This is a genomic window from Occallatibacter sp. FHG110214_02 (assembly GCF_059115385.1).
In genome coordinates, this window is the sequence record NZ_JBZYWK010000023.1 from 1 (window position 1) to 23669 (window position 23669).

Here is a 23669-nt window from a genome sequence, read left to right on the forward strand (position 1 = left end):
GGGGGATGGGGGTAGGTGCTAGGCCGCGGCTTTGGTGGGGGCTTTTGGCTCCGCAAACTGTGGCTTGTGGTGCTTTTGCATAGCCCTCATGTACTGGCTGGCGACCTGTGCTGCGTAGAGAAGCTTGGCGGACTCGCTGTAGCCGAAGACGTTGAGCAGCATTCCTCGACCGACGCAGGCGATGAAGCCAAGGATTTTCTCTTCACTTCCAAGGTCCGGCATGGCTCCCTTGTAGGCGATTTTGGCTTGCTCACGGGCGTTGTAGTCGGACATACCCTGCTCTTTGCACATCATGTATTCGTCGTACCAGGCGTTTGTGCAGGCCTGAACGGCTGGGTGCGCGGTGGATTCGTTGCCTGGTTCCTGTTCTTCCGGGATGGGGGTGGACATTGGCGCTTCTCCTTTTTAGGGCACATTTGGGCAAAAGAAAAACCGCCAGCCCGAGGACGGGATGGCGGTTTTTTTCTGCTTAAGAAAGAGTGTGGCACAAAAGGGGTTAATTGAGCGCAAGAGTTATCCACAGATTTGGGATTTATTTGCATTGCATGCAGCGGCTGCGCGCTTTGCGCGCCACGGGGATTTTGTGGCCCTCCCGGTGGTCGGGGTCGAGATGGGGGTGTGGCAGTGAAAAAGGCAACCGCAGATCCTTCACTCTGCCTACCCCAATGCGCTTCGTCCAGGATGATAACGCTATTTTTGTGAGGGCGGAGATGGACAGAACAAACGATATGTGCGGGGTAACGGATTAGGCGCGGGGGCGGATTTTGGGAAGCGGTTTGGGGGTGGAGGGAGTCGAAGATGAATATAGAACGAAATTTCTTAATTGAGAGTAGATAGTTATGCGACGTTTTCTTTTTTCTTTTCTATTGATTACAGGCACAGTGGGCTCCGTGGCGGCACAAAGTCCTAGTCTTAAGGGCTCGGATGTGTACCTCGGCTATACGCGGACGGGGTCGGATACGTTTTACCGGGGAACGGGTGGGCAGAACGGCTGGAATGGCGCGCTGCATGTTCATATGGCTCCGTTTCTGGGCGGCGAGGCCGATATTGCTCAATATGGCGTGGGCGGCGGGAATACGCCGGGGACCACGACTGTGCTGTTTGGGCCGCGGGTTACGGCGAAGGCGCTGAGGTTCAGCGTGTATGGGCATGTTCTGGTGGGCATTGCGCATACGGCGAATTCGGACTCGAATGGGAAGTTTGGGTCGGTTTCCAATACCGGGTTTGGGTATGCGCTGGGCGCGGGTGTGGATATTCCTGTGCTGCCGTTTTTTGCGTGGCGGTTTGCAGGGGATCGGGTTAGCTCGACGCACTCGCCGGCGGAAGGGACTAAGGCTCGGTTTAGTACGGGGTTGGTGTTTCGGTTTTAAAGGCAGGGTACAGGGTTGTGGGGTACAGGGCTTTAGATAAACGGCTGGAGCTATAGAGCCATAAAAGGCAGAAAAACTGTAAAGAACAAAGGCTATAAACTGCAACCGCAGATCCTTCGCTCCGCCTTCCCCACTTCGTGGGGCCCCAATGCGCTTCACTCAGGATGACAACGCTGTTTTTTGTGGTTGAACTCAGACAGAGAGCTGACGATATTGGCATCCCCGGTCCCCCAATGCTAGGGACCGGGGGCACCCGAAGTTTGTGGAACTGCATCCCATGCCTGTCCCCTGTCCTTCCCCATAAACTCCTTACATCCTTTTCCCGTCTTTGCGGGTATGGGGATTCGTTTTCGTTGTCCGTGTTGCGGATGCCGGACGCTGAGCGCGCCGGATTCGATGGAGCTTTGTCCGGTTTGCTGGTGGGAGGATGACGGGCAGGAAGATGCGGATGCGGGGGATGTTCGGTTGACAGTGAATGGGACGCTTAGCCTGGCGCAGGCCCGGGTGTACTTTCTGGAGTGTGGGGCTTCCCATCCGCGGTTTTTGCCCTATGTGAGAAAGCCGGATGAGGCGGAGATGGTAGCGGAGTAGACTGGCTTCGTGCTTTTTGCCAAACGGCTTCGGGATGGGGTTCGCAGCGGGAAGATTACCTGCAGCGTGCGGATCTGGATGAGTCCGCGAGTGAAGGTGGGCGCACGCTACCGCATGGACGAAGGCGAGATTGAGATTGAATCGATTGAGCCGATTGGGCTGCCGGATATTACGCCGGAGCTGGCGCGCGAGAGCGGGTTTCCTGGCGTGCTGAACCTGTTAAAAGTAGCCAAGCATGGGCGGGGCGAGAGGATTTATTTAGTTCGGTTTCATTATGTGCCGCCGGGGAAATGACACCGCCTGGTTTTGTGGGAGAGCTGGCTATATAGGTATCCCACCCTTGCGGCAGAAAAAAGCCGCAAGGATGGGGCACGGAGATTTGTGGAAGATCTGTGCTAAGGGCTATGGCGCTTCTGTCAGGTGGATGGTTTTGCCGGTGCGGACAGATTCTCTTGCTGCGTCCAGAATTTGCATGACAATCATGTTGGTGTCGAGGCTGGTTAGGTCGCCCTTGGGGGTGATTTTGCCGTTGAGTACGGCTGCCAGGTAGTTGAGGGAGCTGCTTTCCGCTTCGGGGAGGACCGGGGCGGTTACGGCGCGCTCGGCGGATTCGCCGTGGTGGCGGTTGCGCATGCGGGTGGCGTCAATGGTGATGTCGTAGCCGGTTGCGCCGTAGACTTCCATATCTTTGCGGGCGAAGGGCCAGTTCCATGAGGCCTGCAGGACGGCTTGCGTGTGGGGGTACTGGATGATGATGGTGGCGTCGTCGTCCACCCTGGGGTAGACGGAGGGCTTGTCGTGGTTGGCAACGGCGGTGACGGTGAGCGGGCGCTCGCCGTGCATGAGCCAGGTGACGAGGTCGGCACCGTAGCAGCCGAAGTCGTAGAGGGCGCCGGCGCCGTTGGTTTCGGGGTCGGTGAGCCACTTGAGGAATTCGGGCTGGACGTGGATTTCGGCGGGGCCTTCATGGCCGTCGTGGACGACGACGCGGCGGAGGGGGCCGAGGGCACCGTGTTCGGAGTCCTCATAGGCGGCGCGGTTGGAGGCGTACCAGGTGGTCTCGAAGTTGACGAGGACGTGAATGTGGTGGGCCTGGGCGGTGGCGCGGATGGCGCGGGCGTCGGCTAGCGAGATGGTCAGAGGCTTTTCGACCATGACGGAGGTATTGTGCTTGGCCGCGATTTCAATGGCGGCGCGGTGGCCTCCGACCGAGGTGTAGACGAGGACAGCCTGCGGGTGGGTCTTTTCGATTAGCTCGTCTTCGGATTTGAAGAGCATGGAGGTGGGCCAACTGTATTGTTTCTGATACTTGGCGAGGAGTTCGGAGTCTGGATCTTCTACGCCGACGAGCTGGACGTTGTTGTATGCCTGGAGAGCGTGAAGGAATCCGCTGACGTGGCCGTGCTCAAGGCCGACGATGGCTACGCGGAGGGGGGCGGACTGGCTCGGGGTTTGAGCCGTGAGGCTGAATGCCGCTAAAAAGGTGGCGGCGAGGAGAAAGGCGCGGCAAAATTTGGGCATTGCTGTCTCCTTGGATTTGGTTGCGGAATGATTGTAAGCGGACGGGCCGGGTGGATGGTAACGTTCCCAAATATGTTACGGGTGGCTGTGGATAACGTGCTGGCAGTTTGACCCTTTGATTGCTTCCCTCTTACGATAAATAGAGCATTTTCCTGAATTGCGGAGGCCGTGCAGAGCGCAGCCACGCGCGGGAAGTTTGGATGCGGCGCGGGATGCGCCTGGAAGGCAACAAAGTTGAGTTCTGTCGATACCCTCGAAAATGAAGAGAAGCCGGTGGCGGAAGGTCACTCGCATGACCACGACCATGACCACGCGGGACACGATCACTCCCACCATGACCACGATCATTCGCATGCGCCTACGCTGAATCCTGAAGTGACTCGCGAAGTGGCGCTGGATGTTCCGGCAGATGAAGTAACGAAGGTCTTCAAGGGCGTTACGAAGGCTTATCAGAAGCATGCGAAGCTGCCGGGATTCCGTCCAGGCAAGGCTCCGGAATCGTTTATCAAGAAGCGCTTTGCGAATGAGATTCGCAAGGACGTGCTGGATGCGCTGCTTCCTGAGAAGTTTCAGAAGGCCGTGAACGACCTTGGCGTGCAGCCTGTGGGGCAGCCGCAGGTGACGGAGCTGACGCTGGAAGAAGACCAGCCGCTGCATGTGAAGGCCGTGTTTGAGACGCTGCCTGACTTCAGCGTGGACGGCTACAACGACGTGAAGGTGGAGAAGCCTTCTGTTGAAGTGACCGAGGACGAGTACAAGGCAGAGATTGAGCAGTTGCTTGAAAGCCGCGCTACGGTTGAGCCTGTTGAAGACGAAGAGCGCGCGATTGTGGATGGCGACTGGGCGCTGATTTCGTACGAAGGCAAGATGGAAGGCGCGCCGGAAGATGCTGCTCCGATTAAGGGCGAAGAGGCCCTGGTTGAGATTGGCGGCAAGGACACGGTTGCTGCGTTTACGGATGCGATTCGCGGTGCGAAGGTGGGGCAGACGCTCCATGTTTCGGCCAGCTATCCGGATAACTATCCGCAGGAAACGCTGCAGGGCAAGACTGTGGATTACGACATTGACGTGAAGGCTATTAAGAAGCGCACGGTTCCCGAGCTGAACGATGAGTTTGCGAAGGAGCTGGGTGACTACGAGGATCTGGCCGGGCTGGAGAAGGCTGTCCGCGATCACCTTGCGAACCGGAAGCAGCGCAACATTGAGGGCGAGACGAAGGACAAGCTCTTCGAGGCTCTGATTGCGAAGTTCCCGTTTGCGGTTCCTGAGAGCCTGGTGCAGGAGCAGATTGATGCACGGCTGGAGCGCGGATTGCGCGCGCTTGCGGCACAGGGCATGAGCTCTGAGCAGATGCGCGGGCTGGACTTTGGACGGCTGCGCGAGGCACAGCGCGACCAGGCCGTGAAGGAAGTGAAGGCGGGTCTGATTATCGCCAAGATTGCGCAGGCGGAGAACATCGAAGTATCCGATGAGGACGTGCAGCGCGAGATTCAGATTGGCGCGATTCAGACGGGTGAGAATGTGGAAGCCCTGACTGCGCGTTTGACGCAGGACGGCGGGCTGGCTAGAATCCGGGAACAACTGAAGAGAGAAAAAACCTCCCAACTGTTGTACGACCGGCTTTAATCATGGCCGCGCCGGTTCTCTTTTGTTAGTGAACCGGCGCGGAAACAAGAACGCGGAAGAGGGCTTCCGCATAAACGGAGAGCGAGAAGAGCACAGCATGGCATTGGTTCCCATGGTGGTTGAGCAGACGAGCCGGGGCGAGCGCGCCTACGACATTTACTCGCGTCTGCTGCGCGATAACATCATTTTCCTGGGCACTCCGATCGACGATCAGGTTGCCAATTTGATTGTGGCTCAGATGCTGTTTCTCTCCGGCGAGGACCCGGAGAAGGATATTCAGCTTTACATCAACTCGCCGGGCGGCTCGATTACGGCCGGACTGGCGATTTACGACACGATGCAGTACATCAAGAACGATGTGACGACGTTCTGCATTGGCCAGGCGGCTTCGATGGGCGCATTTCTGCTGCTCGCCGGTAAGCCGGGCAAGCGGTTTGCGCTGCCGAACTCGCGCATCCTGATTCACCAGCCGTCGATGGGCGGGCTGAGCGGACAGGCCACCGATATTGACATTCATGCACGTGAGATTCTGCGCATCCGCGAGATTACCAACTCGCTGATGGCGAAGCATACGAATCAGCCGCTGGAACGGATTGAGCGGGATGTGGAGCGCGACTTCATTATGAATGCGCAGCAGGCGAAGGAATATGGCATTATCGATGAAATCATCGATAGGCCGAAGGGATCGTAAGGCAGGGTATGGGGTATAGGGGATAGGGTATAGAAAACCTTGTTCCCTTCCCTGAGCCTGGTTTGGATTCCTTGTTGGATTTTTGGAAGCAGACTGTGGAGGAGCAGTTAGAACTATGAAACCGCGAACGGGACCTGAAGAAGCATTGCGCTGCTCGTTTTGCCATAAGTCGCAAGACGCAGTCGCCAAATTGATCTCGTCGCCCAGCGATTATCCCAGAGCGTATATCTGCGATGAGTGTGTGGGTGTTTGCAACTCCATTTTGGAAGATGACCGCGGTGAGGCGCATCCTGCGACCAGCGCGGGACACCTGCCGAAGCCACATGAAGTGAAGGCGTTTCTGGACGATTATGTGATTGGCCAGGATACGACGAAGAAGAAGCTCGCCGTGGCGGTCTACAACCATTACAAGCGCATCCAGATGAACCGCATGCGCGGTAATGATGTGGAGCTGGCGAAGTCGAACATCCTGCTGATTGGGCCTACGGGCTCGGGCAAGACTTTGCTGGCGCATACGCTGGCAAAGATGCTCGACGTGCCGTTTGCGATTGTGGATGCTACGACGCTGACTGAGGCTGGTTATGTTGGCGAGGACGTTGAGAACATCATTCTGAAGCTGCTGCAGGCAGCCGATGGCGATGTGACGCGCGCGCAGCAAGGCATCATCTACATTGACGAAATCGACAAGATTGGCCGCAAGGATGAGAACCCTTCGATTACTCGCGATGTGAGCGGCGAAGGTGTGCAGCAGGCGTTGCTGAAGATTCTTGAGGGCACGGTTGCGAATGTTCCGCCGCAGGGTGGACGCAAGCATCCGCACCAGGAATTTACGGCTGTCGATACGACGAACATCCTGTTCATTTGCGGTGGTGCTTTCGTTGGGTTGGAGCGCGTGGTGGGCCGGCGCATTGGCAAGAAGGCGCTTGGGTTCAAGACGATTGACTCCGAGGCCGACAAGGCGCAGGACCGCAACACTCGCGATACGGAGATGCTGCGCAAGACGGAGCCGCAGGACCTTATCAAGTACGGTTTGATTCCTGAGTTTGTTGGGCGACTGCCTGTGATGGGCGTGCTGGATGAACTGGATGAGGCTGCGCTGGTTGAGATTCTGACCAAGCCGCGTAATGCAATTCTGAAGCAGTACCAGCGCATGTTTGAGTATGAGAATGTGCGGCTGCACTTCTCGCAGGATGCGATTGGGGCGGTTGCGCGCGAGGCGATTACACGCAAGGTTGGCGCGCGAGGGTTGAGGATGATCCTGGAAGAGCTGATGCTTGACCTGATGTACAACCTGCCCAGCAACAAGAAGGTTCGCGACCTTGAGATTACTCGCGATATGGTGGAGCGGCGGGATTTGTCGCTTAGCTTGCTGGAGAAGGCGGGATAAAGTAGTTTCCGCTGGAAAGTTGAACCGCCGCTGCCTGATGGCAGCGGCGGTTTTTTTGTTGGCTGGAGTTTTGCCTGCTGGATTACCAGAACCACGGTGGAGTGCTGTTGGATTTGGACGAACTGGTGAGCTTGGTGAAGTTGGCCGGACTGCCCTGACCGGTGCAGAGGTCCCAGCCGAGGCCGGAGAACGAACCAGAGTAGTAGCCGCATGCGCCGTAGAGGATGTCGTTGAAGGCACCCTTGTTGCGGATGTCGTACACGTCCGCCAGAACCTCGGCGCTGGAGCCGAATGTCTTGGTGGCGTTGAGGACGCCGGAGAGAACTGGGGTGGCGAGGCTTGTGCCGCCGACGGTCCACCAGCCGATGGAGCCTTCGTATGGGGTGGTGTCGATGACCCATACGCCGGTGTTGGGGTTGGCGACGGCGGAGATGTCAGGAACGCCGCGGAATTTGCCGGTCTGGAAGGCGACCAGCGGTGCGTGAGCCTGATAGGACGGGATGGGTTCGACTTCGCTGACGCCGCCGCCGGCATCGGACCACGCGATTTCTCCGATGAGGTTGCCGGTGGTGTCAGAGCGGGCGGTGCTGGTGCCTCCGGCGCAGACGACGTTGGGCGAGGCGCAAGGATAGATGACGCCGGCTTCGTCTCCGGCAGCGGCTACGAAAGTGACGCCGGGAGCGCTGAAGTAGGAGTCAAGCTGCGTTTCGCCGGTGAACTCGGAGCCGCCCCAGCTCATGGAGACTTCTCCCTTGCCGGTGCTGGTGGAGGGGCAGGTTGTGGTTTTGCCGCAGCGGACTAGGTTGGTGGCTACGGTGATGGCGGGGTAGAGGTCGGAGTTGTAGTTGGAGTTGGCTTCGACAAGATAAATCTTGGCGTTGGGAGCCATGGCGTGGGCGTACTCGATGTCGAGAGCTTCTTCAAACTCCCAGCCTCCGGTGGGGTCCGCAGGCGGCTCGGTGCCTTGCGCGTAGACGACGGTGAGATCGGCTGCGGGCAGTCCGAACTGCTGCGAGAAGTAGGAGAGGTCAAACTGTGCGGTGGGATAGTCGTATGCGTCCACGATGGCGATGGCGCCGCTGCCGCCGGTGCTGTTGGCGTTTACCTCATTGGGATTGCAGCCCTTAGTGGGGTGCGCGAGGCCGTAGATGCAGGCGAGGGTGGCGGGAGTTTCATAGCCATAGCCAGCGAAGGGCGGTGTCTGGGGATTGGCTCCGGCTGTGGGAGTCATGAGGATGCGCACGTTGGCGTGGGCGCGGATGCCTTTATCTTCTGGACTGGACTGGCTGGCGTGGGGAATGATGACCGTGGACTGGCGGCGGTGGAAGCCCTGGGCCGATGCAGAGAGAGAGCCAAGGAAGAGGGATGTGAGCGCTGCGGAGCTAAGCACTGATTTTGCCGTGGCAGCAAGAGGGCCGGACGCTGCGTGGCGCCGACAAAGGATGTCGAACATAGGACTGGTTCCTCCAAAGGTTGTGGAAACTGCACTGTAAGGTTGAATTTGATTCGACAGCGAATCCAGAAGTACGCAGGAGAAACAAGCGGAACAGTTCCGGGGAGAAGGAGGCAGCACGTTCCGTAAGAACGGAAAGGCAAAGACGGCAGGGCCCGCCCAAGACAATCTTTGAGACTTTGTTATCAGCCTGAAGATGCTGGTGATGGGAGATTATGGGGCAGGTGTGTGAATGTCAAGATGGATTTCTGGTTGCGGTGTTGCGGGAAAAGAATCCACAGGCTTGTTTACGAATCGGCGTGCGGCGCTGAAGAATCTCTGTACAATCCAATCTAAGCTTTTGGCGTGGGGCTTCCCTGCTCTGCATCTTTGTGGGGTTTGGCCGCGTCAAATGTGCGGAGTTACACTTTCTTATGACCTCTTCCCGCGACAAATCGGAGCCGCGCAAGCTCCCCATGATGCCCATTCGGGACATGGTGATTTTTCCACACATGATGACGCCCTTTGTGGTGGGGCGCGAGTCCAGCGTGAGGGCGCTTGAAGAAGCGCTGACCGGCGACCGGCTTATTTTTCTGGCTACGCAGCATGATGCGAGCATGGATGAACCGCACGCAAAAGAGATTTACCAGGTTGGCTGTGTCTGCAAAATTGTGCAGAACGTGAAAATGCCGGACGGGAACATCAAGGTTCTCGTAGAAGGCGTGGAGCGCGCGAAGTCAACCGATGTGAACGACCGCGATGGGTTCTTTGTGGCGACGGTTCGCACGGGGAAGAATGCGTTTGAGATGACGCCCCCGGTGGAGCAGTTGATGCAGCGCGTCACTTCGCTCTTTGAGCAGTATGTGAAGCTGCAGCAGTCGCTGAACTACGAGACCATCATTGCCACGGTTCGCATGGACGAGGCTTCCAAGCTTTCGGATGTGATTGCCGCGAATTTGCAGTTGGGCATTGAAGAGAAGCAAGAGTTGCTGAGCATCTTTGATCCGGCGACGCGGTTGGCGCGTATTGCGGATGTGCTCGACATTGAGATTGAGAAGCTTGACCTGGACCGCAACATCCAGAGCCGCGTGAAACGGCAGATGGAGCGAGCGCAGAAAGAGTATTACCTTAACGAGAAGATTAAGGCGATACAGAAAGAGCTGGGGCGCGGCGAGAAGAGCGAGTTTGACGAGCTGCGCAAGAAGATTGAAGCGGCGGGCATGCCGAAGGATGTGCTGGACAAAGCCATCACTGAGCTAAAGAAGCTGGAAGCGATGCCGCCGATGAGTGCTGAGAGCACGGTGAGCCGCAACTACATTGACTGGCTGCTGGCGGTGCCGTGGAAGAAGCGCTCGAAGGAAACGCGGTCGATTGATTTTGCCGAGAAGATCTTGAATGAAGACCATTACGGCCTCGAAAAGATCAAGGACCGCATTCTTGAGTTTCTTGCCGTGCGTCAGCTCGTTAAAAATCCGAAGGGCTCCATCCTCTGCTTTGTCGGGCCTCCGGGCGTGGGCAAAACTTCGCTGGGCATGTCGATTGCGAAGGCCACCGGACGCAAGTTTGTTCGGCTGGCGCTGGGTGGCGTGCGGGACGAGGCGGAGATTCGCGGACATCGGCGCACGTATATCGGCGCGCTGCCGGGGCAGATTATTCAGCACATGAAGAAGGCAGGAACGAAGAACCCGGTCTTCCTGCTGGATGAAGTGGATAAGATGGCTTCGGATTTCCGGGGCGATCCGGCTTCGGCTTTGTTGGAAGTGCTGGACCCGGAGCAGAACTCTACGTTCCAGGATCACTATCTCGACGTGGATTACGACTTATCGCAGGTGTTGTTTGTGGCGACGGCGAATGTGCTGCATACAATTCCTGCTCCGCTGCAGGACCGCATGGAGATTCTGCGGCTGCAGGGATACACCGAGCAGGAGAAGCTGGAGATTGCGAAGCAGTATCTCGTGAAGAAGCAGCGCGGACAGACGGGATTGACGGAGAAGCAGATTGTCATTGAAGACAGCGCTATTCTTGAGGTCATCCGCAGCTACACGCGTGAGGCTGGCGTGCGTAATCTGGAGCGCGAGCTTGGGAATATCTGCCGCAAGGTGGCACGGCGTGTGGTGAAGAATGGCGCGAAGCACAAGGAAACCATCACGAAAGACAATGTGGTGGAGTTCCTTGGCGTGGCTCGCTTCCATGACTCCGAGATGCAGGAGAAGAACGAGGTTGGCGTTGTTACCGGGCTTGCATGGACGGAGGTTGGGGGCAGCATTCTCAACACCGAGGTGCAGGTGCTGGATGGCAAGGGCAAGCTCACCATCACCGGCCAGCTTGGCGATGTGATGCAGGAGTCTGCACAGGCGGCGCTGAGCTATATTCGCGGCAAGGCGCAGCAGCTTGGGCTAACGCGGGAGTTCTACCGCAACCTTGATCTGCATCTGCATGTGCCGGAGGGTGCAATTCCGAAGGATGGTCCTTCGGCTGGCATCACGATGGCTACGGCGCTGGCTTCCGCTCTGACAAAAATTCCGGTGCGGCGCGATATTGCGATGACGGGTGAGATTACGCTGCGTGGGAAGGTGTTGCCGATTGGTGGCTTGAAGGAGAAGCTGCTGGCGGCGCTGCGGGCGGGAATCTTTGAAGCGATTCTGCCGCGTGGCAATGAGAAAGACCTTTCCGATTTGCCGGACAACATTAAGAACTCGATGAAGCTGCACTTTGTGGATTCGATGGATGAGGTGTTGAAGCTGGCGCTGGCGGAACCGTTGCCGGAGCCGCTTCCGGCTGCGGCGGAGACGCTGGCGGCAGTGGCTCAACCGGAGATTACGGGCGGAGCGGTAGCTCGGCAATAACACAAAACAAGTTCGAAAGAAACAGGGTGCTTCTTAAGAAGCACCCTGTTTCTTTGCAGCGGATTCCGCTTCAGCCAGCCATCCCCGGCGTAACTGCTCCACAGGAATGCTGGACATATAAGGCTTGATGTCGAGGATGGGCGTGCCGTCGAGCATATCAAGCCCACGGACGCGGAGGATGTTGCCATTGCGGCTCAGCAACTCCACCACTGTAAGGCCGATAGGGTTGGGACGGCGTGGACTGCGCGTAGCGAAGACGCCGTGCTCGCGGTTGTCGACGGGAACGCGGCCGTAGAGGCTCATGCCGTCGGCACGGTCAAACTCCCAAAGAATAAAAAGATGCGAAAAGCCCTCAATATCGGTAAGACCGGGTTCGTATTCGCGAAGGATTTCAAGCGCACCTTCGGCCTTATGTTTGGCTCCGAGGCCTTTGGGGATGGATGCGGTGTCTTTGTGCGGGCTGACGACGAAACCGATGGGGCAAGGCGTGAACATGTCTGCATCGTAATGCAATAGCCCAAGTAGAATCGAGGGAATGGCTCACTGGTATCGGCGTGTCTTTCTGTTGGCGCTGCCGCTGATTCTTTCCAACTTAACGCAGCCGCTGCTTTCGACGGTGGATGCGGTTCTCAGCGGACACCTGCCCGGCGCTGCCGCGCTGGGCGGCGTGGCGCTGGGCGGAATCTTCTTTGACACGATTTACTGGAGCTTTGGATTTTTGCGCATGAGCACCACGGGCCTTGTGGCGCAGGCGCATGGAGCAGGCGAGAAAGATGCTCTGCGAATGCACTTTCTGCGAGCTCTCGGAATGGCGGCGGCAATTGGTGTAGGGATACTGGCGCTGAAAGGCCCGCTGATTGCGCTGGCGGTGCGATTGCTGGGGGCTAGCGCGGAGTCAGCAGCGAATGCGCAGGTCTATTGCCATGTACGGATATGGTCAGCCCCGGCCGCGCTGATGAACTATGCGATCCTCGGCTATTTGCTGGGGCGGCAACGGGCACGGCTGGCGCTGGTGCTGCAAGCGGTCATCAACGTGGTGAATGTTTGCGTGGCAATGACGCTGGTGTTACGGCTGCACTGGGGCGTGGCGGGAATCGCTACAGGAACGGCCATTGCGGAGTGGACCGGGTGTCTGCTGGGCCTGGCGCTGGTCTGGCAGCGGGAGTGGTTCCGTGTTCGCTGGCAGGAACTGGTCGCCGGCCCAAAGCTGAAAGAATTGTTCGCATTGAACTTTGACATCCTGATACGGACGATCTGCCTCGTCGCCGCGTATGCGTGGTTTACGCGAGCCGGAGCACGCGAGGGCGACGCGGTGCTTGCGGCCAATGCCGTGCTGATGAACCTGCATTACATCGCCGCGTACGGGCTGGATGGCTTTGCGAATGCCACCGAAGCGCTGGTAGGCGAATCCATCGGGGCGCGCCGCATCGAGGATTACCGCGCGGTGCTGCGCGCTTCCACCGTATGGGCGTTTCTGGTAGCTGCCATGGCTTCGCTGGTATATCTCCTTGCCGGAAAGTGGGTAGTAGGGATGTACACCAACGTGGAGACAGTGCGCGGGCTGGCTTTGCACTACTTACCGTGGGCAGTGGCGTTGCCGTTTGTCTCTGTCCTTGGATATCAGATGGACGGAGTATTTATCGGCGCCACGCGCGGGCGGGAGTTGCGCGATGCCATGGTGATTTCATTGGCCGTCTTCCTGGCGCTGGCCCTGGGGCTGGAGCAGTGGTATGGAAATGCGGGCCTCTGGTGCGCGTTTTGCGTCTGGATGGGCGCGCGCGGCATTTTGCTGGCGATGAGGCTTCCGCGAATTGAGAGGCGATTTACCGAGCCGGTAACGGTATCCTGAGATACGGATGAAATATACGACACAGTTTTTGCTTTCGGCGATGAGCGCCGATCAGTTCCCTGCCTCGCAGGCGCCGGAGATTGCTTTCCTCGGCCGCTCCAACGTGGGCAAGTCAAGCCTGCTGAATTCGCTCGCGGGCGAGAAAGCCGCAAAAGTTTCCTCCACGCCGGGACGTACGCGGGCCATCAACTTTTTTGCTCTGCTGGACCAGTCGCAGAGGCGCAAGCTGGTCTTTGCCGATTTGCCGGGATATGGATACGCGAAGATTTCCAAGTCCATCTCTGCTGAGTGGCCTAAGTTTATTGAGCCTTACCTGGCTGAGCGCGAGACGCTGGGCCTTTGCGTCTGCCTCGTTGACTCCAACATTCCGTCGCAGGAGCGCGATAAGCAGCTCATTGAATGGCTGCGGCACGTAGGACGCGAGTTTGTGGTTGTCGCCACCAAAGTAGACCGCCTCAGCGGCAATGAGCGGACACGCAACCTGAATGCGCTGCGCAAAGGGCTGGAGATTGACGAGATTCTTCCCGTTTCCGCTAAGACGGGGATGGGGATTGGGGCGCTTTGGCAGAGGTTTGAGGGGCTGGGGAGTTAGTTCGCCGGTGAGGATGACACGGCTTTATTTTGTGGGAGAGCTTGGATAGGGAGAACTCACTGTTGAGGTATCCCACCCTTGGCACAAAAACAAAGACGTGCCAAGGATGGGGCGCCCAAGCTTTGTGCCTACCAACTGGAGTAGGGCTGGCCGTCGGTGCCGGTGTCCTGGGAGCCGGAGTGGACGTCGTCGATGCCAGGGTCGGTCTGGTCGATGGAGTGCAACGAGTCGCCCATGTCGGTTACCCAGGTTTCTTTGCTGTGGGTCATGGGGTCCTGCGGGATTTCGCGGAGGTAGCCTTCCTGTACGAGGTCGTCGAGGGACTGCGGGCCTTTTTGCTTGTCGGCGGTGTAGGAGTCGATGGCACCACGGATGGTTTGCAGATCTTCCCGGAGCACAGCCTCGCGAGCGGCGATGACGGACGCCTTGTAGGCCGGGATGGCGATGGCCGTGAGGATGAGGATGATGGTCATGACGATCATCAGCTCGAGGAGCGTGAAGCCGGATTCGTGTTGTTTCTTTTTAATCATTCCCGCCTTCGCGAAAAGCTTCGGGGGCTAAAGCCCGATTTTTATTTCCCGCTCTTTCGGCACGACTGAAGTTGTGCCCTGATACAAAACTTTGATTGCGTGTTTGTGGCGGGGCTACAGCCCTGCCCTACCTAAAACCAATCAGACTGCCGAATTCTTTTGCCGGGGATAAATCCCCAGCCTACCTGTTTGTTACCAGTCGGAATACTTTGTGCCGTCCAAGGCTGTGCCTAGCGATTTTGAGTACACGTCGAAGACGCTTTGGCCGCCGAAGGAATCAGAGGTTGGGTCGTCCTGCATGGAGCGCATGCCCCACTCGGCCTTGTTGGTCATGGGGTCAATGGGGATTTTGCGCAGGAACCTTACTTTTTTGCCCTGGATATCGACGCCTTTGACGAGCGTGTCGAGATCGGGGGGGTAGTTCTGGCTGTCTACCTTGGTCTGGAAGCCGCCTTTGTCCGCAGCGTCCTTGTACTTGTCGATGGCATCGCGCATCATCCAGAGGTCGTAACGCAGCTCGCGCTCCTTTTGGCGCTTGATGTGGAAACGCGCTACTGGGATGGCTGCGGAGGCGAGGATGGCCAGGATCGCTACGGTGACGATTAGTTCTACCAGGGTCAGGCCGCGTTCATGGGCCGGGAGAACTCTCGACTGAGGTATCCCACCCTTCGAGCAAGAAACGCTCGAAGGATGGGGCGCGGGAGTGATGCGGGACCACCGCGATTTCCGGATTGGAGAGACGCGCTGCATTTCACTTGACGCTGACCGTGAGGGCGTTGGCCTGTGCAGGGACAGGTTGCTGGCCGGTGGTCAGGGCTCCGGGACGGGTGATGGCGATGCTAGTGGAGCCAGCCGCCTTGGCCTGGAAGGTGAGCACGTAGACGACGCCTGCTCCGCTGACACCTGGTGCGCCTGCGGGGCGCGTGGCGTTGATGGTCAGGTTGCCGGGACCGTCGTCGCGATGCACGGGATTGACCGATTGACCATCGCGGCTGAGGAAGTCTCCTGACGACACGTTGACGAGCGAGAGCCTGGTTGCGTCGTACTGCAACTGGAGCGGGACCGAGGCGATGTCATTGGCTCCGCTGATGACGATGGGGACCTGGAAGCTGGTTCCGCTGTTGACGGAGCTGGGGCCGTTGAGCATGAGGCGCAGGGCGCTGCCGGGTACTCCGGGAGCGGCAGCGGGCGCAGCCGAGGGCTGCGGAATGGCTGCGGCAGGAACGGTTGCGGGAGATTTTGGCCCGCCTAGCGCGGGCGCTTGATTAAGCGCGCCGTCGGCAGAGCTGTTCATCTCCGCGAGCGCAGCGGGAGCGGCGGCAGCGGCCGAGGGCGGCTTGGTGGAGCTGATGGATGTGGTGGCTACGCCGGTTTGCACGGATGGAGCGGAGTTGGCTCCAGCGCCTTCTACAGCAATGCGGCGAAGCTGCACCCCCTGGCCGGTACCAGTATCGACGGGGCGCAGGTTGGCCTCGGAGACGGACGCTCCGCGAACGACGTGCGGCACGAGCATGAAGACGAGCTCATCGGTGTTGAGCTGATGGTCCTTGGAGCCGAAGAGGTAACGGAGGATGGGAATCGAGCTGAGGCCCGGGATGCCGCTCCAACTGGTCGAATCACTCTTTTCGAGGATGCCGCCGAGGACGCTGACTTCGCCTTCGCGAAGGCGGATGGTCTGCTCGCTGTTTTTCTGGATGATGATGGGCTCGTTTACGCCACTGATGTTGACCTGGTTTCCTTCCGACATGTCCTCAACTTTGAGCTTGAGGGTTACGTCGCCGTCGGCATGGATGGTGGGCGTCATTTCAATGTTGACACCGATATCGATGTACTGGAACTGCGTGTTGACGAGGCCGGAGACTACGGAGGCGGTTGTGCCGGTCTGGTAAGAACCCGTGGCGATGGGGATACGCGAACCGATTTTGAGCGTGGCCTTTTGCAGGTTGGTGGCGCGGAGGCGCGGGTTCTGCAGAACCTTGGTGTTGGAGTCGCTGAGCAGCAGGTTGGCCGTGGCTGCTCCGAGGGTTATGGCAAAGTCGTTGGAGTTGAGATTGGCCAGGTTGTAGAGAGTAAGGTTGCTGGTGGTGGTTCCGCTGCTGTCTGTTGTTGTGGTGGTGGAGGTGCTGCTGGTGGGCGGCTGAAGCTGCACGCCGATGCTGCCGGGCCACTGGATGCCGAGGGTGCGCTCCCAGGTTTTGCTGACTTCCATGATGGCGATATCTACGACGACTTCGGGCATGGCCTTGTCGATGTCGTTGATGATTTTTTGCGCGAGGAGCAGCTCGTCGGGGGTGCCCTTGACGACGATGGCGTTCTGGCTGGCGATGGAAAACGCCTTGATGTTGACGCCGAGGACATTGCGCAGAGCGGTGGTGGCGTCCGTAAGGTCGTTTTGTTGCGTGGCGTTGGTGAGATAGAAGGTCTGGATGGCCTGCTCGTCGAGGTCGCGGCGCTTGTTGGGCGAGTTTTGCGCGACGAAGATGGTGTTGGCCGTGACGGGACGCCAGAAAGTGTTGGACTGGATGCCGACGATGCGGAGGGCATCGAGGAGGGTGACGTTGGTGAGGTCAACCTGGATGCGCTTGCCGGTGTAGTCGGTATCGAAGAGGACATTGACGCCGGCGGCGCGGCCTACCGCCTGATAGACGGTTTTGGAGTCCTCGGCCATGTGGAGCGTCAGCGGCTCGCTGTTGATGGGCTTGAGCTGGATGGGAGCGCCCATGCTATCGATTTCCTGCTGGCGGATGGAGGCCTGCGGCGGAGGCTGCTGGGAACGCTGCTGCTCAGCGGCCTTTTGCTGGCGGAGACGTGTAGCGGCGATTTCCTGCGTGACCGCTTCGTCGCTGGGGTCGATTTCCGCGGCGCGCATGAACTCTACGATGGCTGCGGCATCGTCGCTCTGGGCTTCCAACTGCTTGCCCTTGGCAAAGTGCTGGGCGGAGGCAGAGCCGCGGAGACGATAGAAAGCCGTTTTATAGCGGAGGTCCTTGGGGTTCTTCTGGTAGGCCTTCTGGTAGTTTTCAAAGGCGAGGTCGTAGTTTTCGGCTGCTTCGGCGGTCTGGCCACGCTTGTAGTCCTTGCCTGCGGACTCAGCGCCAAGGGTGGGGACTGCGGTGAGCATGAGGGAAAAGGCCAGGGCAAGCGGCAGGGCGGCGCCTGCTGCGGTCCTGCGCGGATGGCGGGTGGCGCCTTCGGCGCGGGTGGTGCGGCTCATAAGTGTGCTTTCTACTCCGCGGGGGCGGCTCTGGTTCTGCGAGAAATTACCCATCCAGTGATGCCTCATTTTAGCAAAGACCTGCGTTTAGACGGCCCAGGGGACGGGCCGGCGCAGGAGGAGATGAAATTCGGGCCGGTGCTAGGATATATGTTCGAGGATTTTGGAAATGGCACGTCAGAACAGCTACGCTGTCGCGCAGCACGAGGAGAATAAGGCGACCAAGAAGCCGAAGCCGCGGGACCCGGTGGCGAGCGGCGAGCGGGACGCGGCGCAGAATCGGGCGGCGTGGCATAACTACTTTCTTTTGGAGAAGTTTGAGGCCGGACTGTCCCTGCGCGGAACCGAGGTGAAGTCGATTCGCGAGGGCAAGGCGAACCTGAAGGACGCCTACGGGTTGATTAAAGATGGCGAAGCGTTTCTGCTGAACGTGCATATTGGGCCTTATTCGCATGGGAATATTGCGAATCATGACGAAACCCGGACGCGGAAGCTGCTGATGCATCGCGAAGAGGTTCGTAAGCTACTCTCCAAGACGCAGATTAAGGGGCATACGCTCATTCCGACGCGGCTTTATTTCAAGAATGGCCGGGTGAAATGCGAGCTGGCGGTAGCCAAAGGCAAGCAGGATTGGGATAAGCGCGAGACGGAGAAGCGGCGCGAGGCGGACCGCGAGGCTCGGGCGGCGGTGAATGCGAGTAAGCACCGGAACCAGCGTTAACAGTTTGGGCCAGTTTGCAGTGGAATAATGTCCGTATGCGGACTGAACTTTCTTTTGCTTCCCTTTCGACAATTGAGACGGAGTTGCTGGCGGTGCTGGCGGCCGACACGCAGACGGAAAAAGGCTCTGATGTTAAAGCTGTGCCGGAGTTGCTGACCGCTGACGCGGCGGTGAAGGCTGCGGCTGCTGGCGTGCTTGGCTCTGGCGAGTTTAAGGCCGGTGCGAATGAGACGGTGCTGATTCATGCTCCGGCTGGGCTGAAGGCGAAGCGGCTGCTGGTTGTTGGATTGGGCAAGGCTGCGAAGGCTACGGCACATGGCATGAGGACGGCTGCCGGGACTGCGGTTCGCTACACGAAGCCACGCGGGATTCGCGAACTGGTGTTTGCATTGCCGGAGTTGGAGAGCGTGGAGATTGCCACTGCGGCTCGGGTTGCTGCTGAGGGTGCGGTTGTTGGGGATTTTGACTCCGATACGTATCGCAGCGAGCGCAAGGATGTGAGCGTGCAGAGCTTTGTGGCTGTGGCTCCGGAGAGCGCGGTCAAGGCTGCTGTTGAGGCGGGATTTGCTGAAGGCGTGATTCTTGGCGAGAGCCAGAACTTTGCGCGCGTGCAGGTGAATGAGCCGGGGAATGTGCTGACTCCGACGGAGTTTGGCAAGCGCGCGGCGGCGATGGCTGCCGAGGTTGGGCTGAAGGCTGAGATTTCTTCGACCGAGAAGATGCGCGAACTGAAGATGGGCGCGTTTTTGAGCGTGGCGCAGGGCAGCGTGGAGCCTCCGGCGCTGATCGTGCTGCGCTATGAGCCTGAGGGCGTGACTGATGGCCCGGTGATTGGGCTTGTTGGCAAGGGGATTACGTTTGATACGGGCGGTATCTCGATTAAGCCTGCCGACAACATGGAGAAGATGAAGTACGACATGGCGGGTGGAGCTGCAATGCTGGGTGCGATGCGCGCGATTGCGCTGCTGAAGCCGAAGGTGCGCGTGATCTGCGTGGTCTGCTCGACCGAAAATATGCCGGATGGCAAGGCGCAGAAGCCTGGCGATGTGCAGACGGCGATGTCGGGAAAGACAATCGAAATTATCAATACCGACGCCGAGGGGCGGCTGGTGCTTGCGGATGGTTTGGCTTATGCGAAGCAGTTGGGCGCGACGCACTTGATTGATGCGGCTACATTGACGGGCGCTGTGGGCGTGGCGCTGGGCAAGATTAACGCTGGCTCGTTCTCGAATGATGATGCGACGTATGAGAAGTTCAACGCGGGCCTTGCGGAGAGCGGCGAGAAGTTCTGGCGGCTGCCGTTGGGCGATGAGTACGCGGATTTGATTAAGAGCGATATTGCCGATATCAAGAACACCGGCGGACGGTATGGCGGGGCGATTACTGCGGCGGAGTTCCTGAAGGTGTTTGCGGAGGATACGCCTTGGATTCACCTCGACATTGCTGGGCTCGCGTGGATTGATGAAGGTGGGCCGCATATTGCCAAGGGGCCTAGCGGTGTGGCAGTGCGGTCGATTGTCGAGTGGGTGAAGAAGTACTAAAGGCAGCTTTTAGCTGTTAGCTTGATTGTGAAGGTGCGAATTGTTGATTCGATATAGAGATGTAACAAAGGCAACGGCTATGCCGTTGCCTTTGTTGTTTGGCTAAGAGCTAGAAGCTAATGGCTAATAGCTGTTCTTACATCGCTTCTGGGGTTTCGATGCCTAGCCAGCTTAGGACCTGCACCAGTTCGCGCAGGGCGATGGCTGCTGTGGCTAGAAGGAATGTCTTCTTTGCCGGTACTTCTTCCGTAAGGATGTGGTGGTGATGGTAGAAGTTGTTGAACTCCTGCGCTAGCTGGAAGGCGTGCTTGGCCAAGTAGGCGGGCTCGGATGCGGTGATGGCTTGATCGAGCACCAGCGAGCGGCGGCCAGCGCGGAGCCATAGCGCCCAGATATCTTCTGCGTCTTCGCTGCCGAGGAACTGCGCTAATGTTTCCGGTGCGATTTTGGCGAAGTCGGCGAGGACTGCTTCCAGTGTGGTTTCGCCTTTGCGGAAGATGTTGCGGATGCGGACGGCTGCGTATTGCGCGTAGGGGCCGGTTTCGCCTTCAAAGCTGAGAGCGTCTTTGAAGTCGAAGGCGATCACCGAATTGCGCGTGTACTTGAGCATGAAGTAACGCAACGCACCGATAGCGATTTGCTCGGCAATCTTCTGGCGTTCGGATTCCTCGCGGCTGGTCTGGCGTTTTTCTACTTCGGCGCTGGTGGCGGCGATGAGCTTATCGATGAGGTCGTCGGCTTTGACGCCAAAGCCTTTGCGGCCACTGACTTCGATGTAGGGCCGCGACAGATCTTCTTCGGCAACGGTGTAGCCGAGGTCTACGGCGCAGCGCGGGGTGAGCGCGACCATCTCATAGCTGAAGTGCGTGTAGCGGTCGGCCTGCGCGGTGTGGCCCATGCCGCGCAGAGCTTGAATCACGTTGGCCTGCGGGTCGGACTGGCGCGAGTCAATAACGTTGTAGATGGCCGTTGCGCCGCCGAAGTGAGGGTGGTCGGCTTCGCCGCTTTCAGCGGATATCCAGCACTCGTGATTGGGATAGGTGAAGAACTTTTTGTAGCCGAAGTCACGGCCAGGCAGGAGGCCGAACTTCCAAAGGTGATAGGCAATGTCTTTGCCTACGTACGTTACGGTGCCGTTGGAGCGGACGATGACTTTGGCGTCTTCATCGAGTTCGCCTTCGGCGATTTCCGCACCAGGGCGGCGCATGACCCAGCAACCTTTGTTCTTGCCTTCGGTTTCGTAATAAAGAACGCCGGTTTGCTTCAACTGCTCGAAGGCTACATCCCAGAACTTGAGGTGAAGAATTTCGCTTTCACGCGGGAGGAAGTCGTACTCGATATCGAGGCGGAGCATGGTTTCGAGATGGCGATACAAAACAGCCGTTGAAATCAGCTCGGCTACTTCAGCGGTTTCGTTGTTGCCTTCTTCAATAGCGTGCAGCGTGGCGTAGCGCAACTTCTTACGCTCGGCGTTTTCGGTTTCGCTTCCCTGCTCGTACCACTGCGAGGTTTTTGCGTAGAGGTCCCAGCAGTAGTAATCGACGCGCTCGTTTTTCTGCTTGAGATCATCGAGCAATGCGCGGACTTCTGCTAATGACTTGCCTTCGAGGTGAAGGAAGCCTACGACTACATCGGCGACTTGCACGCCGGTGTTGTCGATGTAGTTCTGCACATCGACCTTTGCTCCGGCGGCGCGGAGTAAGCGTACGAAAGTATCACCGAGAATGGCGTTGCGCAGATGGCCGATGTGTGCGGCCTTGTTGGGGTTGATGCTGGTGTGCTCTACGAGAACATGGTCAGACGAAATCGCGGGGCTGTCTCCGCGCACGACGGATTGCACACCAACTGCGCGGTCGAGCTTTGCATTGATGTAGCCAGCACCGGCGACATCAAAACTGGAAAAGCCGGGAAGGGTTCCAATGGCTTCCACGATTTCCTGCGCGATAACCTTGGGCGCTTTACGCAGGGAGCGCGCGAGTTGCAGCGCGATAGGCGTGGCCAGTTCGCCGAATTTAAGGTCGGGCGGAATCTCGACGGGGATGTTTTCCATGTCGAGCGAATACTTCGCTTTGAGCACCGAGCGGAGGTGCGCGGCGAGCTGTTTTTGTAGTTCGAGATACACGCGGGAAGGCCTCAGAAATCCTTGATTTACAAGGGTTATTTTAGCAGACAGGCGCTTGCGCACCGGCGATTGGAAGAGCATACTGGCTTCATCCAACGGACAGGGAGAGGTGCGAATGAAGACTGCGGTTTGCATACTTTCGATTAACGCAGCACTATACGCAATGGACGGCGCACAAGCAGCACAACAACCCGTCGCAAACTCCGCCGACCAACACCACATGGCGATGGAAATGCGCGGAGACCACGTGATGGGGTTTCCGCATGACAAGACTACGCATCATTTTCTGATTCAGGCGCAAGGCGGCGTCATCCAGGTAACGGCGAATGATCCGAAGGATACGCAGGATATCAACATGATCCACATGCACCTGGGGCATATTGCGCAGATGTTTGCGAGTGGCAACTTTCAAGCGCCGATGCTGGTGCATGATGCGATTCCGCCGGGCACGACGACGATGAAGCTGCTGAAAGACAAGATTCACTACGAGTTTGTTCAGGTGGATGCGGGCGGGGCTGTGCACATCGAATCGGACGACCCAGTGGCAGTCGCAGCGATTCATGATTTTCTTCGCTACCAGATTGCGGAGCATAAGACGGGTGATCCGGTGGATGAGCCGAAGGCGCAGTAGCAACGGACGTTTGGTGTTCGGCGTATGCTCGATGACGAGAGAGGACTGCGAAGATGATTGCGTTGAGTGGTGCTGAGTTGCAGGCGTGGGTGGAGCACACATCCGGGCAGTGGAAAGAACTGCTGACCAAGCGGCCGGAGATTCTGGCGTTTCCCTGCGATATTCGCGAATCGAAGACTGTAGCGCAGGTATTGCAGCATGTTGTAGCAGTAGAGCTGCGTTATGCGGAGGGGCTGAACGAGTTGCCGCAGTCGGATTATTCGGCGATTCCCTACGGCACGACAGAAGCAATTTATGCCACGCATGACCGCGCGATGGATCTGATTCGTCCGCTGCTGGAGCGAGACCAGGAGTGGTGGGAAACGGAGATGGAATACAAGACTCGCAGCCTGGGTACGGTGCGGTTTTCGCGGCGCACGGCGCTTGTGCAACTGCTGACGCATTCGATTCGGCACTATGCGCAACTGGCTACGCTGGTACGGCAGCATGGCGTGAAGCATGAGTGGACGATGGATTATCTTTTCATGGACATGCCGACGGCTGCCGCCTAAAGCGTTGCGTACTCAGGCGTGGAGTCTCCATGCAGGGATTAGCCAGTCACAGTGAAACCAGAAGCTGAGTGCTGCGTGAAACGCCACATAAAAGACCCAGCTTGATGCGTAAGCTGCGGCAATTTTGCGTGGCTTGCGGAGGACATACCACGCTAGCAGAATGTCGAGCGGAATGAGCGCGGGAACGACAAGCCAGAGTGGGGCGTGCAAGCTCGCGAGCGTATAGCCGGAGAGGCAAACAATACAACCGATGGCGAGGGTTGGAAAGACGTAGATACGGCGCGTGGCGAGGAAAATCCCAAGGCCCCAGGCCAATGCTGTAAAGAGGATCGACAGGTCCAGTTGAAGAACCGCAGGCAGGGTGTTCATCAGCAATGTCTCCTGTGCTGAGCCACAGAAGGCTCGCAGATACTTTACGATAGTAGAAGGCCTATTGTTCCTTAATTTTGCGGTT

At 58.2% G+C, this 23669-nt stretch carries 22 protein-coding genes; 13 read left to right on the forward strand and 9 right to left on the reverse strand.

The genetic code is table 11. From position 1 onward, the window contains the following. Nucleotides 1-18: 18 nt before the first annotated feature. On the reverse strand, nucleotides 19-390 hold the full coding sequence (locus AC5S3R_RS16895; RefSeq protein ID WP_494268331.1) for a hypothetical protein: 372 nt from the start codon (nucleotides 388-390) through the stop codon (nucleotides 19-21). A gap of 449 nt (nucleotides 391-839) precedes the next feature. On the opposite strand from AC5S3R_RS16895, the gene AC5S3R_RS16900 reads away from it, so the two are divergent. The 3 genes from AC5S3R_RS16900 (at nucleotide 840) to AC5S3R_RS16910 (ending at nucleotide 2255) form a co-directional block, all read left to right on the forward strand. Then, nucleotides 840-1370 carry a hypothetical protein gene (locus AC5S3R_RS16900; protein WP_494268332.1) on the forward strand — a complete coding sequence of 177 codons (531 nt, stop codon included), beginning with the start codon at nucleotides 840-842 and terminating at the stop codon, nucleotides 1368-1370. Nucleotides 1371-1706: 336 nt separating this feature from the next. Beyond that, entirely contained in the window at nucleotides 1707-1961 is a 255-nt protein-coding gene (locus tag AC5S3R_RS16905; protein ID WP_494268333.1) for a CPCC family cysteine-rich protein, read from the forward strand. A gap of 78 nt (nucleotides 1962-2039) precedes the next feature. Beyond that, the gene (locus AC5S3R_RS16910; RefSeq protein ID WP_494268334.1) at nucleotides 2040-2255 is read left to right on the forward strand and encodes an ASCH domain-containing protein; all 216 of its coding nucleotides are present in this window, start codon (nucleotides 2040-2042) and stop codon (nucleotides 2253-2255) included. A gap of 108 nt (nucleotides 2256-2363) precedes the next feature. Here AC5S3R_RS16910 and AC5S3R_RS16915 read toward each other — a convergent pair whose 3' ends face one another. Continuing rightward, nucleotides 2364-3482 carry a Gfo/Idh/MocA family protein gene (locus AC5S3R_RS16915; RefSeq protein ID WP_494268335.1) on the reverse strand — a complete coding sequence of 373 codons (1119 nt, stop codon included), beginning with the start codon at nucleotides 3480-3482 and terminating at the stop codon, nucleotides 2364-2366. 234 nt (nucleotides 3483-3716) lie between these two features. On the opposite strand from AC5S3R_RS16915, the gene tig reads away from it, so the two are divergent. The 3 genes from tig to clpX all read left to right on the forward strand — a co-directional run bounded on the left by tig (nucleotide 3717) and on the right by clpX (nucleotide 7186). Beyond that, nucleotides 3717-5108 (forward strand): trigger factor, encoded by a 1392-nt coding sequence (tig, locus tag AC5S3R_RS16920; RefSeq protein WP_494268336.1) that lies wholly within the window; start codon nucleotides 3717-3719, stop codon nucleotides 5106-5108. Between the two features lie 70 nt (nucleotides 5109-5178). Beyond that, nucleotides 5179-5799, forward strand: a complete 621-nt coding sequence (gene clpP, locus AC5S3R_RS16925; RefSeq protein WP_494268400.1) for an ATP-dependent Clp endopeptidase proteolytic subunit ClpP — start codon at nucleotides 5179-5181, stop codon at nucleotides 5797-5799. A gap of 115 nt (nucleotides 5800-5914) precedes the next feature. Beyond that, nucleotides 5915-7186: an ATP-dependent Clp protease ATP-binding subunit ClpX gene (gene clpX / locus AC5S3R_RS16930; RefSeq protein WP_494268337.1), complete on the forward strand. Its 1272-nt coding sequence runs from the start codon at nucleotides 5915-5917 to the stop codon at nucleotides 7184-7186. A gap of 82 nt (nucleotides 7187-7268) precedes the next feature. On the opposite strand, the gene AC5S3R_RS16935 is transcribed toward clpX, so the two are convergent. After that, nucleotides 7269-8639 carry a S53 family peptidase gene (locus AC5S3R_RS16935; RefSeq protein ID WP_494268338.1) on the reverse strand — a complete coding sequence of 457 codons (1371 nt, stop codon included), beginning with the start codon at nucleotides 8637-8639 and terminating at the stop codon, nucleotides 7269-7271. Between the two features lie 413 nt (nucleotides 8640-9052). On the opposite strand from AC5S3R_RS16935, the gene lon reads away from it, so the two are divergent. Beyond that, nucleotides 9053-11464: an endopeptidase La gene (lon, locus tag AC5S3R_RS16940; protein WP_494268339.1), complete on the forward strand. Its 2412-nt coding sequence runs from the start codon at nucleotides 9053-9055 to the stop codon at nucleotides 11462-11464. 33 nt (nucleotides 11465-11497) lie between these two features. Here the strand turns inward: lon and tsaA are convergent, their stop codons facing one another. After that, a complete protein-coding gene (gene tsaA / locus AC5S3R_RS16945; RefSeq protein WP_494268340.1) occupies nucleotides 11498-11959 on the reverse strand; it encodes a tRNA (N6-threonylcarbamoyladenosine(37)-N6)-methyltransferase TrmO in 462 nt (153 codons plus the stop codon). Nucleotides 11960-11999: 40 nt separating this feature from the next. On the opposite strand from tsaA, the gene AC5S3R_RS16950 reads away from it, so the two are divergent. Both AC5S3R_RS16950 and yihA read left to right on the forward strand, forming a co-directional pair. Beyond that, nucleotides 12000-13313: an MATE family efflux transporter gene (locus AC5S3R_RS16950; RefSeq protein ID WP_494268341.1), complete on the forward strand. Its 1314-nt coding sequence runs from the start codon at nucleotides 12000-12002 to the stop codon at nucleotides 13311-13313. 7 nt (nucleotides 13314-13320) lie between these two features. After that, nucleotides 13321-13905 carry a ribosome biogenesis GTP-binding protein YihA/YsxC gene (yihA, locus tag AC5S3R_RS16955; RefSeq protein ID WP_494268342.1) on the forward strand — a complete coding sequence of 195 codons (585 nt, stop codon included), beginning with the start codon at nucleotides 13321-13323 and terminating at the stop codon, nucleotides 13903-13905. Nucleotides 13906-14033: 128 nt separating this feature from the next. Here yihA and AC5S3R_RS16960 read toward each other — a convergent pair whose 3' ends face one another. From AC5S3R_RS16960 to AC5S3R_RS16970, 3 genes are all read right to left on the reverse strand, one after another. After that, nucleotides 14034-14435 carry a type II secretion system protein gene (locus AC5S3R_RS16960; protein WP_494268343.1) on the reverse strand — a complete coding sequence of 134 codons (402 nt, stop codon included), beginning with the start codon at nucleotides 14433-14435 and terminating at the stop codon, nucleotides 14034-14036. Between the two features lie 192 nt (nucleotides 14436-14627). Then, nucleotides 14628-15185 carry a type II secretion system protein gene (locus tag AC5S3R_RS16965; RefSeq protein ID WP_494268344.1) on the reverse strand — a complete coding sequence of 186 codons (558 nt, stop codon included), beginning with the start codon at nucleotides 15183-15185 and terminating at the stop codon, nucleotides 14628-14630. Between the two features lies 1 nt (nucleotide 15186). Next, nucleotides 15187-17703, reverse strand: coding sequence for a secretin GspD/PilQ domain-containing protein (locus AC5S3R_RS16970; RefSeq protein ID WP_494268345.1), 2517 nt, complete (start codon nucleotides 17701-17703; stop codon nucleotides 15187-15189). A 115-nt stretch (nucleotides 17704-17818) separates the two neighbouring features. Here AC5S3R_RS16970 and smpB point away from each other — a divergent pair, with 115 nt between their 5' ends. Beyond that, nucleotides 17819-18370 (forward strand): SsrA-binding protein SmpB, encoded by a 552-nt coding sequence (smpB, locus tag AC5S3R_RS16975; protein WP_494268346.1) that lies wholly within the window; start codon nucleotides 17819-17821, stop codon nucleotides 18368-18370. A 35-nt stretch (nucleotides 18371-18405) separates the two neighbouring features. After that, nucleotides 18406-19911 (forward strand): leucyl aminopeptidase, encoded by a 1506-nt coding sequence (locus AC5S3R_RS16980; protein WP_494268347.1) that lies wholly within the window; start codon nucleotides 18406-18408, stop codon nucleotides 19909-19911. A 136-nt stretch (nucleotides 19912-20047) separates the two neighbouring features. Here the strand turns inward: AC5S3R_RS16980 and AC5S3R_RS16985 are convergent, their stop codons facing one another. After that, the gene (locus AC5S3R_RS16985; RefSeq protein ID WP_494268348.1) at nucleotides 20048-22033 is read right to left on the reverse strand and encodes an arginine--tRNA ligase; all 1986 of its coding nucleotides are present in this window, start codon (nucleotides 22031-22033) and stop codon (nucleotides 20048-20050) included. A 115-nt stretch (nucleotides 22034-22148) separates the two neighbouring features. Here AC5S3R_RS16985 and AC5S3R_RS16990 point away from each other — a divergent pair, with 115 nt between their 5' ends. Both AC5S3R_RS16990 and AC5S3R_RS16995 read left to right on the forward strand, forming a co-directional pair. Next, the gene (locus AC5S3R_RS16990) at nucleotides 22149-22664 is read left to right on the forward strand and encodes a hypothetical protein (RefSeq protein ID WP_494268349.1); all 516 of its coding nucleotides are present in this window, start codon (nucleotides 22149-22151) and stop codon (nucleotides 22662-22664) included. A 53-nt stretch (nucleotides 22665-22717) separates the two neighbouring features. Further along, on the forward strand, nucleotides 22718-23215 hold the full coding sequence (locus AC5S3R_RS16995; protein WP_494268350.1) for a DinB family protein: 498 nt from the start codon (nucleotides 22718-22720) through the stop codon (nucleotides 23213-23215). A 12-nt stretch (nucleotides 23216-23227) separates the two neighbouring features. Here the strand turns inward: AC5S3R_RS16995 and AC5S3R_RS17000 are convergent, their stop codons facing one another. Continuing rightward, a complete protein-coding gene (locus AC5S3R_RS17000) occupies nucleotides 23228-23584 on the reverse strand; it encodes a hypothetical protein (protein ID WP_494268351.1) in 357 nt (118 codons plus the stop codon). Nucleotides 23585-23669: the final 85 nt, after the last annotated feature.